Raw genomic sequence first — 13,647 nt, forward strand, 5'->3', positions numbered from 1 at the left:
TGCCCCGTAGGATAACAACACTTACTAAGTAAGCTCTTTCCTTAGGAGTGTAATCCTAACAGCCACAAAGGTCGCAGGGGGATAGCCGTGTGATCAGTTTTTTTGCGGGTTTTCCTCAGCCAGCAGCGCAGGCGTCGCAGGCAGGCGCTCAACCACTGCGAGCTTTTCCGGGCGCTGGGCGTCACGCCAGGCGCGAAAGGCGCTCAGTTCGCCGTCCAGGGTCTTCATGACCCATGCCAGCACCGCGATGTCATCGAGCATGCCAAATACCGGGATAAAGTCCGGGATCGCGTCAATCGGACTGAGGAAGTACATCAAGCCCGCCACCACCGAAATCAGCGCCTTGGGGCTGATTGCCCGGTATTCGCCGCGCCAGTAGGCCAGGCACAGGGCCTGAAGCAATTTGAGATCATCCTTGAGCTTACCCAGGCGGTTGCCCTGACTTGAGCCTTTTGCGGCGACGGCAAACAGCAGGGTTGGCAAACGCCCACGGCCAAGCAGACGCGCGGCCATGGGCAAAAAACGGGTGAAATTGAACGGTGGTTTCATCTGTCACTCCAGTTCCAGGCGACATAAAAGGTTATCCACACAAATTGTGGATAACCTTGTGAACAGAGCCTGTTTTATCGGCTGAAAGCCACGGACTACAAGGCTTGCAGTCAGATCGGGCGTTTTTTGCGCACATAAAAAAAACCCAAGATTTCATTGACTTGGCGTTGATGTGCGGCTACCCGTGCTCGAGTCTTATATCAGACTGTTTCAGTTTGCGGGGGTTCGTTTGAATTTACGTCGGGTGTGAATCACGCGGATTTGCCGGGCCGCAGATACGACAACGCCCCGTCGAAACGGGGCGTTGTCTGTTCAGGCGCCGATTACTTCTTGGCGGCTGGAGCAGCAGGTGCGTCAGGGGCTTCAGCCTTGGCTGGGTCCTTGATGCCCAGCAGTTCCAGGTCAAATACCAGCACGGAGTTGGCTGGAATCGCCGGGCTCGGGCTCTGAGCGCCGTAGGCCAGGTCAGACGGGATGTACAACTCGACCTTCTCGCCAACGTGCATCAGTTGCAGGCCTTCGACCCAACCCGGGATCACGCCGCTGACCGGCAGGTCAATCGGGCTACCGCGATCAACGGAGCTGTCAAAGGTCGTGCCGTTGGTGAGCTTGCCGGTGTAGTGCACAGTCACCACGTCGGTCGGCTTAGGCTGAGCGCCGTCGGCCTTCTTCACGATCTTGTACTGCAGACCGGAAGCAGTGGTCACTACGCCGTCTTTCTTGGCGTTTTCTTCGAGGAATTTCTTGCCGGCGGCTGCCGACTCTTCGCTCATTTTGGTCATACGTTCTTCTGCACGCTTTTGCAGTGCGGCAAACGCTTCAACCAGTTCGTCGTCTTTCAGCTTCTGTTCTTTCTTGCCGACGGCATCTTCGATGCCTTGGGCTACCGCTTTGGAGTCCAGGTCATCCATGCCTTCCTGGGCAAGACTTTTGCCCATGTTCAGACCGATACCGTAGGAAGCTTTCTGCGCCGGGGTTTTCAGCTCTACGCTGGTCTGCGAATCACAACCCGCAAGTACCAGGCTAACCAGGGCCACCGCCGCCGCCAACCGATGCTGTTTCATGCTATTTCCTTGTTCGTGCGCCAAAAGGGCATTCGAGTAAAGTCGCGAGCTTATCAGGCGGCCACGACCAATGGCTACCGGCATGTGAGCAGGAAACTTCCGATAAGTTCACGTGTTTAAAAGCATTTTCATTCATGATGGAGGCCCGCGACGGATCGCGGGACTACCTGCAACCAGGCTCATGGCCACTTGCCGCACCTATGGCGTAGTGGCATAACAACGCGACAACTCGACAAGGATAGTTATCTTGCGCATTTTTTCCCGTGTTTTGCTTCTGATATTGCTCGCACTCGGCCTGCTGCTGGCCGTCGTGCTCTATTGCACCATCAACCCCAAGCTGCCCGACTACGTGCCCGTGCAGCAGGTGCGCTACCAGGATCAATGGAGTGCGGCCGATCGCCAGACCTACTACTTCACGCCTCAGGGCACCCAGGTAAAGGGCCTGCACTACGACTGGTTCACCGCCCTGGAGCTGCCGTTCTCCGAACAGCGTTTTGCCACGCCCGAGTACCTGGCGCGCTTTGGTTTTCTGGTAGACCCCAAGCAGGTCGCCACCGCGCAGAACCCCGGCAATCTGCCAGTCGGTTTTGCCCGCCATCAGAATGCCGGCAGCACAGTTGAATACCTGGATATCACCTGCGCCGCCTGCCACACCGGCGAGCTGCACTTCAAAGGCCAGGCTCTGCGCATTGATGGCGGCTCGGCCCAGCACGTGCTGCCCTCCAGCGTCCCCACCTTGCGCGGCGGCAGCTTCGGCCAGGCACTGGTGGCCAGCCTGGCCGCCACCTATTACAACCCGTGGAAATTCGAGCGCTTTGCCCGCCAAGTGCTGGGGGAACGATACGACGCCGAACATGGCCAGCTGCGTCAGGAGTTCAAACGGTCACTCAACCAGTTCCTCAAAGTCGCCTGGAATGACACCCACCGCGGCCTCTACCCCACCGAAGAAGGCCCGGGCCGTACCGACGCGTTTGGCCGCATCGCCAACGCCAGCTTTGGCGACGCTATCTCGCCGGACAATTACCGCGTTGCCAATGCCCCGGTGGACTACCCCCACCTGTGGGATATCTGGACCTTCGACTGGGTGCAATGGAACGGTTCGGCCCAGCAACCCATGGCGCGCAACATCGGCGAAGCCCTCGGCGTCGGTGCGACGCTGGACTTCTTCGACAGCGCCGGCCAGCCCCTTCAAGGCGAAGCGCGCTACCCTTCCAGCGTGCGCGTGCGTGACCTCAACCTGATCGAAGAAACCCTGCAACGCCTCAAGCCGCCCACCTGGCCGGAAGACTTGTTCGGCGCCATCGACAAACCCCTCGCCGCCCAGGGCCGCGCGTTGTTCGCCGAGAACTGCGCCGGTTGCCATGTGCCCGCCGTCAGCCAGGTCAATGGCCGCCCGGTGCAGCAGTTGAAAATGCTCCCCGTTGAATACATCGGCACCGACCCCGGCACCGCCAGCAACATCGCCGACCAGCGCTACGACCTCAGCGCGCTGCAATGGGACCCGGCGGAACTGGCCAAGCTCAACGTCGAACTGCACCCCACGCCAACCGCGCCGCTGGACCTGCACAATATGTCGGTGGCGCAAGGCCTGGCCTACGTCACCGCCTTTGTCGAAGACCACGCCTACCGCGCCGCCGGCGTGACCCCGGCCGAGCGGCCAGGCCTGGACGGTTTCGGCCTGCCTATCGGTGTGCGCGAGGTGCGCGCCTACAAAGCGCGGCCACTGGCCGGCGTATGGGCCACGCCGCCCTTCCTGCATAACGGCTCGGTGCCGACGATCTACCAATTGCTCTCGCCTCAGGACGAGCGCAGCACCACTTTCTATAAAGGCACGTTCGCCTACGACCCGCGCCACCTGGGCTTTGAAACGCAGGCGTTCAAGAATGGCTTCCTGTTCGATACCAAGATCACCGGCAATCACAACAGCGGCCACGAGTTTCGCGCCGGCCAACGTGGCAATGGCGTGATCGGCCGCGGCCTGCAACCGCAGGAACGCTGGGCGCTGCTGGAATACCTCAAAGTACTGGGCGGCCCGCTGGAGCAACAGTTGCCATGAATATCCGATCTGACTACAAGGAATCTTCGATGCTCGCGCGTCTGTGGCTGCGCCTCGGCGCGTTTCTGGGTAAAACCCTGTTATGGCTGGTGGGCCTGGGGCTGCTGGGCTGGTTGATCGCTGCCGCCTGGTTCGCCTGGCAGCACAGCGGCCCGGTGTCGCCGGACGAGCAGATCCCGCCCGGTGAAGCGGCCATGACCCAGGGCATCATTCAGACGGCCGTGCGCATCGTCGATCAACACCGCGAAGGCACGCGCTACCTGCGCGATGCGCATGCCAAGGCTCACGGCTGCGTGAAGGCGCAAGTCAGCGTAGTGGCGGATCTTGACCCGGCATTGCGCCAAGGCGTGTTCGCCGAGCCGGGCAAAACCTGGCAGGCACTGATGCGCCTGTCCAATGGCAATGCTTATCCGCAATTCGACAGCATCCGCGATGCGCGGGGCATGGCGATCAAGTTGCTGGATGTTCCGGGCAAACAGTTGATGGCGGATCAGCAGGCGCGCACCGAACAGGATTTCGTGATGTTCAGCCATCCGAATTTCTTTGTCAGCGATGTGGCGGAGTACGCGCAAAACATCGGCGCCCAGGCCGACGGCAAGAAGGTCCTGGCGTTCTTTCCCAAGGCAGACCCGCGCAGCTGGCAGGTGCGCCATTTGTTTATCGCGCTGGCCACACTGTCGCCTGCCCCGGCCAGCCCGACGCAGACGACTTACTTTTCGGTGTCGCCCTACAAGTTCGGCGCAGCCAATGCCAAGTTTCGCGTAGCGCCTGACCCGCTCAGTTGCCCTGAGTATGTATTGCCCAAGCAGAACCAGGACCTGCCGAACTTTCTGCGCAGTGCCTTGAGCCAGCAGCTGTCGACCGACCGTGTGCCGGCGTGTTTTGTGTTGCAGGTTCAGCGGCAGAATCCACAGAAATTCATGCCGATTGAAGACACCAGCATTGAATGGAAGGAGAGCGATGCGCCGTATGAGACCGTGGCGACCGTGCGGGTTGAGGCGCAGGATTTTGATACCCCGGCGTTGAATCTTGCTTGTGACAACCAGTCGTTTAATCCGTGGTTTGGGCTGGAGGCGCACCGGCCGATTGGAGGGATTAATCGGTTGCGTAAGGCGGTGTATGAGGCTGTGAGCGACTATCGGCATAGTCGTAATTTGTGAGGTGTCGGGTATGGGTTGCGCCCTTACGGCGGGTCACGTTGGAAAAGCCCCAAAGTGACCGAAGGGCTCTTGCCCCACCACTCGGCACCTCGCTTAGGCTTCGGTGTGCCTGAGATCAAAAGCAGAGCACGGCGGCCTGGTAGCCGACCTGAGTGGTAGAAGCTGAGCCGAGGCGGCCTGACAGCCGACCTGATCTTGAAAGCTGAACTCATCAAATGTGGGAGCTGGCTTGCCTGCGAAGGCATCAACTGGTTGTGCCTGATACACCGAGGTGTCTGCATCGCAGGCAAGCCAGCTCCCACAGAAAAGCAAAAGCAGTGCGGTGCTGGCGGGCTGCACTCGGTGAAATTGTGGGAGCGGGCTTGCTCGCGAAGGCGGTGGGTCAGTTACACATGAGCTGACTGACACACAGCATTCGCGAGCAAGCCCGCTCCCACATTTGGAGCTCTGTGCATCAGGTAGAAGTGTGTTGCTGTGCTTTTGCTTCTACCACTCAGGTCGGCTACCAGGCCGCCGTGCTTTTGCTTTTGATCTTGCTTGTGATCTGACAGGCCCCGTCAACCACGCTGGCCGAAGCGAGGCACCGAGTGGTGGGGCAAAGACCTTTTGGTTACTTTTGGCTGGGCCGGCATCCCGGGCGTTTGCCAAAAGTGACCCGCTGTAAGAGCGGAACCGCCAGCCGCCGTTACCGCAGCAACGGATATGTACCCTCCCCCCCCGGCCCGTAAAGAACCCGTATAAATCCCAACTTCCCCATAACGATTTCGTCGTCCCTATTGAGCAACTACCCCCCCACCCTCTACCGTCAATTCCTACCCCCAAAACCCGTAGGAAGTCATCGTGGAAAGTTCAACTTTAGGCATGGTCGTCCTGTCAATGATTGCGCTCTTCGGCACCGCCGCGTTTTGCTTCGAGCACCTCGCCACCCGCGGCGAAAAGAAAAAGAAAGCCAAATAAGCTGATCCCTGAAATCAGCAGAACCCCAGTTTTTCAAGGGATACCCCACCCCCGGGCTATCCCTTGTTTTCGTTCGTCCAGCCAAAACCCATCTATATACCGTCTTAATACCGCCCCTCGTAATCAGTGCCCGGGCTTGATACCCAAGCGCATAACCTCCCCCGCTTCTTCAACAAGGGGAGTTACACCGTGCTCACACTGACCTTCATTTATGTCGTCAGCGGCTTATGTGCCGTGGGCCTGTTCGCTTACCTGGGCTACGCCCTCATCCGCGCTGAAAACTTCTAGGGAGTGAACCGTAGCCGGGCAACATCACGCCATTATTAGCAAATACATCCTGTGACGCGCATAGAACAACACCAAAAAACCATAGCAAAGTTTAATTACGGCAAAACCAGGTACGTAGATAAGTTTTCATGGCGTTAGTCTCATTATTTTTGTTGTATATCTGAGATCCGCAGATGTTACCGCTGAGTCAGCCTAGGTCGCCGCCTCCCACCGGCAACGTCACGCCCGTAATGTAGGAAGCCTCGTCCGAGGCCAGGAAAAGAATTGCGCCCGCTTGCTCATCAATGGTCCCGTAGCGCTTCATCAAACTGCTGTCGATGGTTTGATTGACGATTTGCTGGTACCAGATCCGCTCCTGTTCGCTTTGCGGTTGGTTGTTACGCGGGATACGGCGCGGTGGAGCCTCAGTTCCGCCTGGCGCGGTAGCATTGACGCGGATGCCACTGCCGGCAGTTTCCAGCGCCAGGCAGGCAGTCAGTGCGTTAACGCCGCCCTTGGCTGCGCCATACGGCACCCGATTCACGCCCCGTGTGGCGATCGATGAGACATTGACGATGGCGCCGGTGCCCTGTTCGAGCATGTAGGGCAGCGCGCTGTGGCAGCACCACAACGTGGGGAACAGAGAGCGGCGCACTTCGGATTCGATTTCATTCTCGGCGTAGTGCTCGAAGGGTTTGGCCCAGATCGTTCCGCCGACGTTGTTGATCAGGATATCAATGCGCCCAAAACGCGCTTTGGTCGTGGCCATCACCTGCGCGCATTCTGCGTGCCGCTCCAGGTCAGCGGTCAAGGTCAGCGCACGGTCATGCTGCAATTCATGAACGAGTTCAGAACGGTCGACGGCGACCAGGAACGCGCCCTCCTCCAACAAACGCTCGGCGACACGCCGACCAATGCCCTGGGCTGCGCCGGTCACTAGCGCAACTTTTGCTTTGAAACGTGGGTTCATTTCACTGCCCTCGGTCGGCGTCGCCGCTAACAATTGCATTGGGCGTAAACTTCTCATAATGGAAGTTGGCTGGGACGACGCCCTGATCTTTGAAGTACTGTCGCACCGCGTCGACCATCGGTGGTGGTCCGCAGAGATACGCGTCAACGTTGCCACCGTTGAGCATGTCAGCGGTCATGTGCTGGGTGACATAGCCTTGCTGAGGATGGAAGGTCTGAGGGTCGGCAACGCAGGTGACGAAGCTGAAATTGGGCAAGCGCTCAGTGAGAGCTTTCAGGGCCTCGACCATCACCAGATCCTGATCCCGGGTCACGCCATAGATCAGCGATACCTTCTGAGTTTCATCACGTTCGGCGAGCACTTCGAGCATTGACAGAAACGGCGCAAGCCCGGTTCCGCCGGCCAGGAACAGCAGCGGTCGAGTGACCTCACGAAGATAGAAACTACCCAATGGTCCAGTCATTGAGACTTCCTCGGATTCCCGAGCGCGCTCCAGCCAGCTACTCATCAGCCCGTTGGGCACTTGCTTGATCAGAAAGCTCGCGTGTTTTTCTCCCGGGCGACTGCTGAATGAATACGAGCGCGTCTGTCCACTGCCCGGCACGTCAATGTTGACATATTGGCCGGGTAGGAAAACCGGCGCCTGATCCAGTTCAAAACTGACTTCCAGCGCTGCATCGGCATGGCGAGTAATGCGGGTGATACTGGCAGAGAAACGGCCGGTGCCGGTCTTGCACGTGCTGGAAGGGACCGGCACGGCGAGAACGCAGTCTGATTGAGGCACCATCTGGCAGGTCAACACTTGCCGCTCTTGCGCTTCATCCTCACTCAGCGCGTCCTCGATGTAGTCGTCACCTAGGTCATAGGCGCCGGTCTCGCACCGGCATTTGCAGGTGCCGCAAACCCCGTCCGAGCAGTCCATGGGCAGATTGATGCGCTGCCGAAAGGCCGCGTCCAGCACCTTTTCACCTACGTTGCAGTCGATGAAACGGGTCACCCCGTCCTCAAAATTGAGCGCTATGGAATACTTCATGGGTCTGTCCTCAGACGTGATAGATGTCGATGACCTGATGGATGTAATCGTTTTTCAGTACCACCTTCTTGCGCGTGATCAGCGGCTGTTGCGCACTGATATCCAGGTGATAGAACGAGGTGCCGAAATACGTATCCGTGGTCTTGTAGCGATGGCTGAGGGTTTGCCAGTTAAAGCGCAGTTCCACATGCCCGGCGTCTTCGGCGAGCACTTCGAGGTTGGTGATGAAATGTGCAGTGCGCGGCTCTGGGGTGCTGGCACTGGAACGTTCGGTCTTGATGCGAAACACCCGGTCTTCCAGGCCGTCGCGGCTGGGGTAATAAATCAACGAGATTTCGCTCTGCGGGTCCTCCGTTAGCGTATCGTGATCGTCCCACGCAGGCATCCAGAACTCGGCCTTTGGCGAGTAGCATTCCAGCCATTCGTCCCACTGGCGGTCATCCAGCAAACGCGCTTCGCGGTAGAGAAAAGCCAGCAGGCTCTCACGGGAAATGCTCATGACAGTGCCTCCTTGTCAGTCGCAATCAGGCCCTGTTTTTCCAGTTCGATCGCTCGTTGCAGGCTGGTCACCCAGTACGCGTGCTGACGCACAAATAAGCCTTCGTCCTCAGTTTTCACGCCGCTGAGCTGAGGGTTCATGCCCATGGCCAGGGCATTGTCGTCAGCGCCTTCAATCCATTGCTTGGCACCGCGACTGAGGTCGTTCCACAGGGTCGTCGCGCCTTGATAGCCGGTCTGACACGCACGAAATTCCTCGAGATCATCGGGCGTGCCCATGCCACTGACGTTGAAAAAATCTTCGTACTGGCGAATTCTGGTTGTGCGCTCCTGAGCGCTCTCGCCCTTGGGCGCCATGCAGTAGATCGTCACTTCAGTCTTATCTACAGCGATTGGCCGCACCACACGGATCTGCGTGGAGAACTGATCCATCAGGTAAACATTGGGGTACAGGCAAAGATTGCGGGTCTGATCGACAATGAAATCCGCACGTTCTTGCCCGAGGCGCTCGGCGAGCGCTGCACGATGGGCATGCACCGGTCGGACTTCGGGGTTAAGCAGGCGGGTCCACAGCAGGATGTGGCCATGCTCGAACGCATACACGCCACCAAGACTTTTCGACCAGCCATTGGCATCGACGGCACGCGTGCCTTGGGCCTCATAATTACGCCGCCCCATGGTTGCCGAGTAATTCCAGTGCACTGAGCTGACGTGATAACCGTCTGCACCGTTTTCGATCTGCAGCTTCCAGTTACCGTCGTATACATAAGACGAGCTACCACGCAGGACCTCCAGCCCCTGCGGTGCCTGGTCGACCATTTGGTCGATGATGACCCGGGTTTCGCCCAAGTAATCACTCAGTTCCGGAACCGCTTCGTTGAGGCTGCCAAACAAAAAGCCGCGATAGTTTTCGAAACGGCCCAGACGTTTGAGGTCGTGAGAGCCGTCGCAATCGAAGCTGTCGGGGTAGGCACCGGTCTTGGCGTCTTTTACTTTGAGCAGCTTGCCGGCGTTGCTGAAGGTCCATCCGTGGAACGGGCAGGTGAACGAACCCTTGTTGCCCTGCTTGCGGCGGCACAGCATAGCGCCGCGGTGGGCGCAGGCGTTGACCAGCCCGTGCAGTGCCCCTTGCTTGTCGCGAGTGACAACGACGGGCTGACGACCGATGTAGGTGGTGAAGTAGTCGTTGATTTCTGGCACCTGGCTTTCATGCGCCAGGTACACCCAACCACTTTCAAAAATATGCTTCATCTCCAACGCAAACAGTTCGGTGTCGGTGAAGATGTCACGGCGGCAACGGAAAACCCCGGTAGCGGGATCTTCCTGAACGGATTCGCTGAGTTGACGGGCGAGTCTGTCGAGAGTGCTGATCATGGGGTAGGCCCTCGGTTATTCTTGTATCAGGCCCCCTCACCCTACGTGCTCGCCTACCCCAACAATATCCGATGACTGCAAATCACTATCCGCCTGGCGCAACCTGCTGACGCTGGCGCCGCCAGGTCTGCGAAGGCAGTTCGCCAAAACGCTTGCGATAGGCTTCAGAGAAGCGCCCCAAATGCAGAAAACCATAATCAAGCGCAACTTCAGTGACGCTTCGCGCGGCTGCCATTTGCAGCTCTGTATGCACCCGTTCCAGCTTGCACTGGCGCATGTAGTCCCTGGGGGACAGGCCGACCTGACGCTCGAACAATTTATACAGCGAACGCTCGCTGACCCGCGCCACGACCATGAGCTGTTCGATGCTGATGTCCTCGGTCAGATGCTCTTCGATGAACTGTCGCACCCGATCAAATCCGCCGCCGCCTTCAGTTCGGGGGACAACCCGCAAAACGTTGCTGCCCAATAGCGCCAGCAGTTTGTTCGCGACAATCCGTTCGTACAGCGCCTGAACCTCACCTTGCGTTGTGTTCTCGGCCTCGTGGCAAATCAAACCCAGCAGTTGTAAAAGGCCACTCATGGCACTGAGTTGATGGCGCTCGGCAACAAAACGAATGCCCTGCTGGGGAAGCACCCAGTGCTGCTCCAGGCAGGCGTTTTCGAGCAGCCTGACAGGCAATTTGACGATGAATTTCTCGCAGTCGGCAGAATAGGTCAGATCGACCGGGTCATCCGGATTGATCAGCAAGACCTCGCCCGCACGGAAAATCTGCTCCCTTCCCCAGGCCACCGATCGACAATGACCGTGAAGTAGGATCTGCAAGTGATAGATCGTCTCCAGCGCCTCAGAGATGACCTGCACCGGGGCTCCATAACTGATGCGACACAAGTCCAGACTCGAAAAGTTGCGATGGCTGATGCTCGCCCGGGGGTGGCCTTTGGGCGGCAGCCGAATATGGTGACTGCCCACATGCTGGTTAACGTAGTCGGACACTGCATAGGCATCTGCGCGGTCGAAAATCTGACTGCGCTCAGTCAAAAACACGGTCATGTCTGCGCCTCTCTTATTCTTTTATGCAAGGCCTGATAGAAGCCACAAAGCCCCCGCCAGCAAACGCTACGCAGGCTCGGGCGGCAATGACTGATCAGACTTCCAATGCCCTTACCCGTTCATGCCGACGTTCATCTTCCGCCGCGGCGGTCGGCTGCAAAACAAAGTCAAATTCGATATCTGCACGCGGACCGTTGGCATCCTCGGTGAAACGAATCTCGGCGATCAGCTCGTCTCGGGTCGCGTAGGCGAAGTCGTCGTGCAGATATTTGTCCCCAGCCAGATTGATCTGCGTCGTCAGGTGACGATGGCCAGGCGCCGAGATAAAGAAATGAATATGCGCCGGACGCTGACCATGGCGCCCCAGTTGGTCAAGCAATTGCTGGGTCGGGCCATCTGGCGGGCAACCGTAGCCGGACGGCACGATGCTCTGGAAGCGGTAGCGGCCTTCGGCGTCAGTCTGGATGCGACGGCGCAGGTTGAACTCCGATTGCGAGGGGTCGAAGTATGAGTACGTGCCCCCGGTGTTGGCGTGCCAAACGTCGACGGTGGAGTTGCTCAGCGGCGCGCCATCGGTGCCGCGAACCTGACCGGTCATGAACAATACCGTGCCGGGGTCCTGGCCATCGTCCAGCCGCGCGTAGTGCTTCGACAGGGGAGCGCCAGCCACGTAAAGCGGACCTTCGATGGTGCGTGGGGTGCCGCCGACATGCCCGGCCTGCGCGTCTTCGGCGTCCATCAGCAGGTCAAGGTAATGCTCAAGCCCCAGGCCTGCGACCAGTAACCCGGCTTCCTGACGGTTGCCAAGATCGTTGAGGTAATTGACGGCCTTCCAGAACTCTTCGGGGGTGATCTGTAGGTCTTCGATGATCCTGATGGTGTCATTCAGCACGCGATGCACCACGTTCTTCATTCGCTGACTGCCAGCCGGTTGATCAAAGCCCGCTGCGCCTTCGAAAAATTGCTGCACTTCAGCGGTTTGGGAAATACGTACGGTCATGGTGCTTACCCTCATCAATTCATTGTTTTTGTCGATTTACGTGTTGCTGACTGGATGAACTCAGCGGTCGTCGGTGTGGATCGAAGATGGGTGTCGGCACAGGGCTGTGACGTCGACCTCCATGAACGGGTAAAGCGGCAACTGCATCAGGGTATCGTGCAGCGCTTGATTATCCGGAACGTCGAAGATGCTGACGTTGGCGTAAAGCCCAGCAATGCGCCAGAGATGGCGCCAGATGCCCTTTCGTTGCAGGTGCTGGGCCAATTGCTTTTCATCCGCCTTGAGCTTATTCACCTTCTCGACTGGCATGTCGGTAGGTAGCTTGACGGTCATGCGTACCTGAAAAAGCATGGCGTGGATTCCTGTTTATTTGAAGATGATCAGCGGCGGGCAAAGCGCGCCATACGTGGCAATCTTCAGGGCAAAGATCGAGGCGGCGCCCATCTGGGCCAAGGCAAAGCTGTCGGGCACTGACTCAATCGCCTCATCCGCCATCAACGGAATAGGACTATGGGCACTCAGACGCACCCTGCCAGCCCGGTCATGGCGCGACAATCTCGCCCCCGGCATCGGCCAGCAAATGGCAAGCGCGTACTGCCACCGCTTCACTCCAGGCCTGATTGATATCGACGCGCACGCTGGCGCTGGCATCCTGGCCGGTCAGCAGCGGTGCGAACCACAATATGGGTATCGAAGCGTTCGATGGTGATAGCAGTCATGAGCGTTCCGTGTGCATTCTATTTGTTCTTCATCAAAGATTGACCTCCGCTAAATGGCCCGTCCAATATTGAATAAGTCTCTCGCCATACCTTGGAGGTATCATAGAACTGCGCCATTTGCGTTACTTCAGGGTGCTGGCCTGCACCCTGAATTTCACCCGCGCGGCTGAAGAACTGCACATCGCCCAGCCGCCGTTGAGTCAGCAGATCCAGCAACTGGAATGCGAGATTGGCGTGCCGTTACTCGACCGCAGCAGGCCCCTGCGATTGACCGAGGCAGGGCGTTTTTTTCAGGAGCACTCCAACTTGTTGCTTGCTCAACTCGATCGCGTGTGCGAGGACACCCGCCGTGTCGCATCGGGCAACAAGCGGTGGCTAGGGATCGGCTTCGCTCGCTTACTGTTCGATGCTCCGTCCATTACTCAGCAAATGGTTCACGAAGACCCGCTGGTTGCAGCATTGCCCGCCGGGCATGCGCTGTTGGGCGCGCCGGTGAGCCTTCAGCAATTGGCCGCTGAACCTTTCATTCTCTATCCCGGCAGCCCCCGTCCAAGTTATGCCGACCATGTGCTGGGGGTATTTGCCCTGCGCGGCTTAAGCATCCATTTGGCTCAAATGGCCAACGAACTGCAGACTGCAATTGGGTTGGTGGCTGCGGGCATGGGGATCACGCTGGTGCCTGCCTCGGTGCAGCGCCTGCACCGAGACGACATCGGCTACACACCGCTGCTGGATGCCAGCGTGAGCTCCCCAATCGTCGTCAGTTATCGGGCAGGCGATAAATCGACCGTATTGAAGGCGTGCCTGGAATTGCTTGGAATTTCTGAGTTGGCTTGAGTGTTCAGAAAATGGACGCCTGCCCATAGCGAAGCGTCCAGATTCTGAACAGTGGATCGGTAAGACGTAAAACTTATTTTAATAATTTCCTTTTAAAACAATAAGTTGT

13 protein-coding genes and 1 pseudogene are annotated in these 13,647 nt (G+C 58.2%); 4 read left to right on the plus strand and 10 right to left on the minus strand.

All coding sequences use genetic code 11. The annotated features are described in order from the left end of the window. Positions 1-93 precede the first annotated feature (93 nt). Positions 94-549: a YkvA family protein gene (locus ACP7B3_RS12670; RefSeq protein ID WP_058420139.1), complete on the minus strand. Its 456-nt coding sequence runs from the start codon at positions 547-549 to the stop codon at positions 94-96. A gap of 323 nt (positions 550-872) precedes the next feature. Then, the gene (locus tag ACP7B3_RS12675; RefSeq protein ID WP_053255296.1) at positions 873-1,613 is read right to left on the minus strand and encodes an FKBP-type peptidyl-prolyl cis-trans isomerase; all 741 of its coding nucleotides are present in this window, start codon (positions 1,611-1,613) and stop codon (positions 873-875) included. 247 nt (positions 1,614-1,860) lie between these two features. Here ACP7B3_RS12675 and ACP7B3_RS12680 point away from each other — a divergent pair, with 247 nt between their 5' ends. The 3 genes from ACP7B3_RS12680 (at position 1,861) to kdpF (ending at position 6,074) form a co-directional block, all read left to right on the plus strand. Next, positions 1,861-3,669, plus strand: a complete 1,809-nt coding sequence (locus ACP7B3_RS12680) for a di-heme-cytochrome C peroxidase (protein WP_426178990.1) — start codon at positions 1,861-1,863, stop codon at positions 3,667-3,669. Then, complete coding sequence (locus ACP7B3_RS12685; RefSeq protein WP_178119759.1) at positions 3,666-4,829, plus strand: catalase family protein; 1,164 nt, start codon at positions 3,666-3,668, stop codon at positions 4,827-4,829. The genes ACP7B3_RS12680 and ACP7B3_RS12685 overlap by 4 nt, the downstream gene beginning before the upstream one ends. Positions 4,830-5,975: 1,146 nt before the next feature. After that, entirely contained in the window at positions 5,976-6,074 is a 99-nt protein-coding gene (gene kdpF, locus ACP7B3_RS12690) for a K(+)-transporting ATPase subunit F (RefSeq protein ID WP_404487491.1), read from the plus strand. A 187-nt stretch (positions 6,075-6,261) separates the two neighbouring features. Here kdpF and ACP7B3_RS12695 read toward each other — a convergent pair whose 3' ends face one another. The 8 genes and pseudogenes from ACP7B3_RS12695 to ACP7B3_RS12730 all read right to left on the minus strand — a co-directional run. Beyond that, positions 6,262-7,023, minus strand: a complete 762-nt coding sequence (locus ACP7B3_RS12695) for a 1,6-dihydroxycyclohexa-2,4-diene-1-carboxylate dehydrogenase (RefSeq protein WP_426178993.1) — start codon at positions 7,021-7,023, stop codon at positions 6,262-6,264. A gap of 1 nt (position 7,024) precedes the next feature. Further along, a complete protein-coding gene (gene benC / locus ACP7B3_RS12700) occupies positions 7,025-8,056 on the minus strand; it encodes a benzoate 1,2-dioxygenase electron transfer component BenC (RefSeq protein ID WP_426178995.1) in 1,032 nt (343 codons plus the stop codon). Positions 8,057-8,066: 10 nt separating this feature from the next. Continuing rightward, complete coding sequence (gene benB, locus ACP7B3_RS12705; RefSeq protein ID WP_145166171.1) at positions 8,067-8,555, minus strand: benzoate 1,2-dioxygenase small subunit; 489 nt, start codon at positions 8,553-8,555, stop codon at positions 8,067-8,069. Then, on the minus strand, positions 8,552-9,928 hold the full coding sequence (locus ACP7B3_RS12710; RefSeq protein WP_369302636.1) for a Rieske 2Fe-2S domain-containing protein: 1,377 nt from the start codon (positions 9,926-9,928) through the stop codon (positions 8,552-8,554). Before ACP7B3_RS12710 ends, benB begins: the two co-directional genes overlap by 4 nt. A gap of 85 nt (positions 9,929-10,013) precedes the next feature. Continuing rightward, the gene (locus ACP7B3_RS12715) at positions 10,014-10,982 is read right to left on the minus strand and encodes an AraC family transcriptional regulator (protein WP_416364026.1); all 969 of its coding nucleotides are present in this window, start codon (positions 10,980-10,982) and stop codon (positions 10,014-10,016) included. 94 nt (positions 10,983-11,076) lie between these two features. Next, positions 11,077-11,982 carry a catechol 1,2-dioxygenase gene (catA, locus tag ACP7B3_RS12720; protein ID WP_426178998.1) on the minus strand — a complete coding sequence of 302 codons (906 nt, stop codon included), beginning with the start codon at positions 11,980-11,982 and terminating at the stop codon, positions 11,077-11,079. Positions 11,983-12,042: 60 nt separating this feature from the next. Further along, on the minus strand, positions 12,043-12,333 hold the full coding sequence (gene catC / locus ACP7B3_RS12725) for a muconolactone Delta-isomerase (protein ID WP_426179000.1): 291 nt from the start codon (positions 12,331-12,333) through the stop codon (positions 12,043-12,045). Positions 12,334-12,381: 48 nt separating this feature from the next. After that, positions 12,382-12,625 (minus strand): annotated as a pseudogene (locus ACP7B3_RS12730) (enolase C-terminal domain-like protein); the annotation flags it as partial. Positions 12,626-12,803: 178 nt separating this feature from the next. Here ACP7B3_RS12730 and ACP7B3_RS12735 point away from each other — a divergent pair. Next, positions 12,804-13,538 carry a LysR family transcriptional regulator gene (locus tag ACP7B3_RS12735; protein ID WP_426179507.1) on the plus strand — a complete coding sequence of 245 codons (735 nt, stop codon included), beginning with the start codon at positions 12,804-12,806 and terminating at the stop codon, positions 13,536-13,538. Positions 13,539-13,647: the final 109 nt, after the last annotated feature.

Source organism: Pseudomonas sp. TWRC1-2, assembly GCF_049896685.1.
Lineage (GTDB): Bacteria > Pseudomonadota > Gammaproteobacteria > Pseudomonadales > Pseudomonadaceae > Aquipseudomonas.

What these genes read in the sequence shown, in the direction of transcription:
- benC (WP_426178995.1), bottom strand. Translation starts at nt 8,056, where the DNA reads ATGAAGTATTCCATAGCGCTCAATTTTGAGGACGGGGTGACCCGTTTC.
- ACP7B3_RS12715 (WP_416364026.1), bottom strand. Translation starts at nt 10,982, where the DNA reads ATGACCGTGTTTTTGACTGAGCGCAGTCAGATTTTCGACCGCGCAGAT.
- ACP7B3_RS12675 (WP_053255296.1), bottom strand. Translation starts at nt 1,613, where the DNA reads ATGAAACAGCATCGGTTGGCGGCGGCGGTGGCCCTGGTTAGCCTGGTA.
- ACP7B3_RS12670 (WP_058420139.1), bottom strand. Translation starts at nt 549, where the DNA reads ATGAAACCACCGTTCAATTTCACCCGTTTTTTGCCCATGGCCGCGCGT.
- ACP7B3_RS12695 (WP_426178993.1), bottom strand. Translation starts at nt 7,023, where the DNA reads ATGAACCCACGTTTCAAAGCAAAAGTTGCGCTAGTGACCGGCGCAGCC.
- catC (WP_426179000.1), bottom strand. Translation starts at nt 12,333, where the DNA reads ATGCTTTTTCAGGTACGCATGACCGTCAAGCTACCTACCGACATGCCA.
- benB (WP_145166171.1), bottom strand. Translation starts at nt 8,555, where the DNA reads ATGAGCATTTCCCGTGAGAGCCTGCTGGCTTTTCTCTACCGCGAAGCG.
- ACP7B3_RS12710 (WP_369302636.1), bottom strand. Translation starts at nt 9,928, where the DNA reads ATGATCAGCACTCTCGACAGACTCGCCCGTCAACTCAGCGAATCCGTT.
- ACP7B3_RS12685 (WP_178119759.1), top strand. Translation starts at nt 3,666, where the DNA reads ATGAATATCCGATCTGACTACAAGGAATCTTCGATGCTCGCGCGTCTG.
- catA (WP_426178998.1), bottom strand. Translation starts at nt 11,982, where the DNA reads ATGACCGTACGTATTTCCCAAACCGCTGAAGTGCAGCAATTTTTCGAA.